This is a genomic window from Streptomyces sp. NPDC005963, assembly GCF_040638655.1.
In the GTDB taxonomy this organism is placed as follows: Bacteria; Actinomycetota; Actinomycetes; order Streptomycetales; family Streptomycetaceae; genus Streptomyces.
In genome coordinates, this window is record NZ_JBEXVD010000077.1 from 1 (window position 1) to 2,882 (window position 2,882).

General features: G+C 65.9%; 2 protein-coding genes. Both read right to left on the reverse strand.

Features of this window, described 5'->3' with window-relative positions:
- On the reverse strand, positions 1 to 1,970 hold a 1,970-nt coding region (locus tag ABZ348_RS34580), incomplete at its 3' end, for a type I polyketide synthase (RefSeq protein ID WP_358939968.1).
- A 27-nt stretch (positions 1,971 to 1,997) separates the two neighbouring features.
- On the reverse strand, positions 1,998 to 2,882 hold an 885-nt coding region (locus ABZ348_RS34585), incomplete at its 5' end, for a beta-ketoacyl reductase (RefSeq protein WP_358939970.1).

Below are 2,882 nucleotides of genomic sequence, written 5' to 3' on the forward strand. Positions count from 1 at the left end.
TGTCCGGTGACGGCGTGGGGGGTGATGCCGTGGGTGGTCCAGAGGTGGGCGAGGGAGACCATGAGGGCCCAGAGCGCGGGTTGGATGACATCGACGCGTTGTAGGAGTTCTTCATCGTCGAGGATGTCGTGCAGACGCCATCCGGTATGGGGTTCGAGGGCTTGTGCGCATTCGTCGAGGCGTTGGGCGAAGGCGGGGGATTCGGTGGCGAGGTGGAGTCCCATTCCCGGCCATTGAGACCCCTGACCAGGGAAAACCCACAGGAGTTTCCCGGGAGTGGGGGGAACGGTGCCTTGGATGAGTCCGGGGGTTTCGGTCCCGCCGGCTAGCGCATTCAACCGGGCGAGGACGGTGTTCCGGTCTTCGTCACGGGTGAGGATCACAGCCCGATGGTCGAACTGTGTACGGGTGGTGGCGAGGGCGTGCGAGACGTCGGCCAGCGCCGGACCGTCTTCGACGTCGAGATGGGTGGCGAGCTGCCGGGCTTGGGCCCGCAACGCATCCTCTGACTTCCCCGACAACAGCAACGGAATATCACCGACAGTATCCGCGGTGTCCGTGACTGCTTCTGTGGTGTTGGGTGCTTGTTCGAGGATGACGTGGGCGTTGGTGCCTGACACACCGAACGAAGAGACCCCCGCACGCCGTGGCCGGTCGGTGTTGTGCGGCCACTCACGGGACTCGGTGAGGAGTTCCACCGCTCCGGTGGTCCAGTCGACCTGCGTCGACGGAGCGTCCACATGAAGCGTCCGCGGAAGCTGCTCGTGCTCCAGCGCCTTGACCATCTTGATGATCCCGGCGACTCCGGCGGCGGCCTGGGTGTGGCCGATGTTGGACTTCAGGGACCCCAGCCACAGCGGCCGGTCCGTCGTCCTTCCCTGCCCGTAGGTGTTGAGCAACGCTTCGGCTTCGATGGGGTCGCCGAGTCGCGTGCCGGTGCCATGCGCCTCGACAGTGTCGACGTCCTGCGGCGAAAGGCGGGCATTGGCGAGGGCCTGGCGAATGACCCGTTCCTGCGACGGTCCGTTGGGTGCGGTGAGTCCATTGGACGCACCGTCCTGGTTGACCGCGGAGCCTCGTACGACCGCTAGCACGCGGTGGCCGTTGCGTTGGGCGTCGGAGAGCCGCTCCAACAGCAGCATGCCCACGCCCTCGCCCCAGCCGGTGCCGTCAGCGGCGTCAGCGAACGCTTTGCAGCGGCCGTCCGCGGCCAGACCACGCTGCCGCGAGAACTCCACGAATCCACCGGGTGTCGCCATCACGGCCACACCGCCGACCAGGGCGAGTGAGCACTCCTGCTGCCGCAGCGATTGTGCGGCGAGGTGCAGCGCCACCAGCGAGGACGAGCAGGCAGTGTCCACCGTTACCGCAGGACCCTCAAGACCGAACGTGTAGGAGATCCGCCCCGACGCCACACTGCCGGAACTGCTCGTTACGACGAAGCCCTCGACGTCCTCACCCGCACCGGAGAGGAGTGAGGCGTAGTCGGCACCGCCCGCACCGACGAAGACCCCCGTCGTACTGCCGCGCAGTGACTCCGGTTTCAGCCCCGAGCGCTCGAACACCTCCCACGCGGCTTCCAGCAGCAGCCTCTGCTGCGGGTCCATTGCGATGGCCTCGCGGGGCGAGATCCCGAAGAACGCGGCGTCGAAACCGCCCACTCCGTGGACGAAGCCCCCTTCTCGTACATAGCTGGTCCCAGGAGTGTCCGGGTCCGGATCGTAGAGGTTCTCGACGTCCCAGCCACGATCGGTGGGAAACTCTGATAGCGCATCGGCGCCCGAGGAGACCAGGCTCCACAATTCTTCCGGTGACTCGACGCCGCCGGGAAGCCGGCAACTCATGCCGACGATGGCGATCGGTTCCGTCGACGACGAGGTCAGCCGCTGGTTCTGCTGGCGAAGCCGATCGTTCTCCTTGAGCGATGCTCGCAGAGCCTCAATGATCTTTTCTTCCTTGGAACTGCTCATAACTTTGCTCAAGCCTCCCCAGGCATGTCAGGACTGAGATTCGCCCAATGCGCGTTCGACCAGTCGGTCGACGTCCATCACATCGATGGACTCCTCGCTCTCCGGACTCGCTGGCTCTCCCCCGGCCAAGGGCGTGTCACCTTCCGGCTCGACCAGTTGAAGCAGGCGTTCAAGCAGCCCGGCGGCTTGAATGCGGCTCGCAGGAATGGTGGCGATGAGCCGCTCGGCCTCGCTGTCGTCGAGATGTGGGGCCGTGGTTCCGACAGCCCCGCCGTCGCCGATGACGGGAAGCAACTCGGTACGGAGTTTCTCCGCGAGCACGCTCGGTGTCGGGTGGTTGAAGACGAGGGTGGCGGGGAGTCGTAGTCCGGTGGCCTTGTTGAGGCGGTTGCGCAGTTCCACCGCTGTCAGCGAGTCGAAGCCCAGTTCCTTGAAGGCCCTGTTGCCCGTGACGGCGTCCGGTGTGGCGTGTCCCAGAACTGTTGACGCATGGTGTCTGACCAGCTCCAGCAGCACTTCCGTCTGCTTAGCGGCCGACGCTCCGATCAGCCGCCCCGTCAGCGAGTCGCCGTCATTGGCCGGACCACCAGGGAGCGCAGTACGCCGTGTCTTGCGGCGCACCATCGATCGGAGCAGCGCCGGTACGGCCTCAGCCCCCGCAGCCCGCAACAAGTTTGCGTCCAGGGCCAGTGGCAGGAGTACTGACTCGTCACTTCCCAACGCGGCGTCGAACAGTGCGAGCCCTTGCTCGGTGGACAGAGGCTTGATGCCGCCGCGCTCCATCCGCTCCATGTCGGTGTTGTCGAGGTGTCCGGTTAGTCCGGTGCGTTGGGCCCAGAGTCCCCAGGCGAGTGAGGTGGCGGGGAGTCCTTGGGTGTGTCGGTGTTGGGCGAGGGCGTCGAGGAAGGCGTT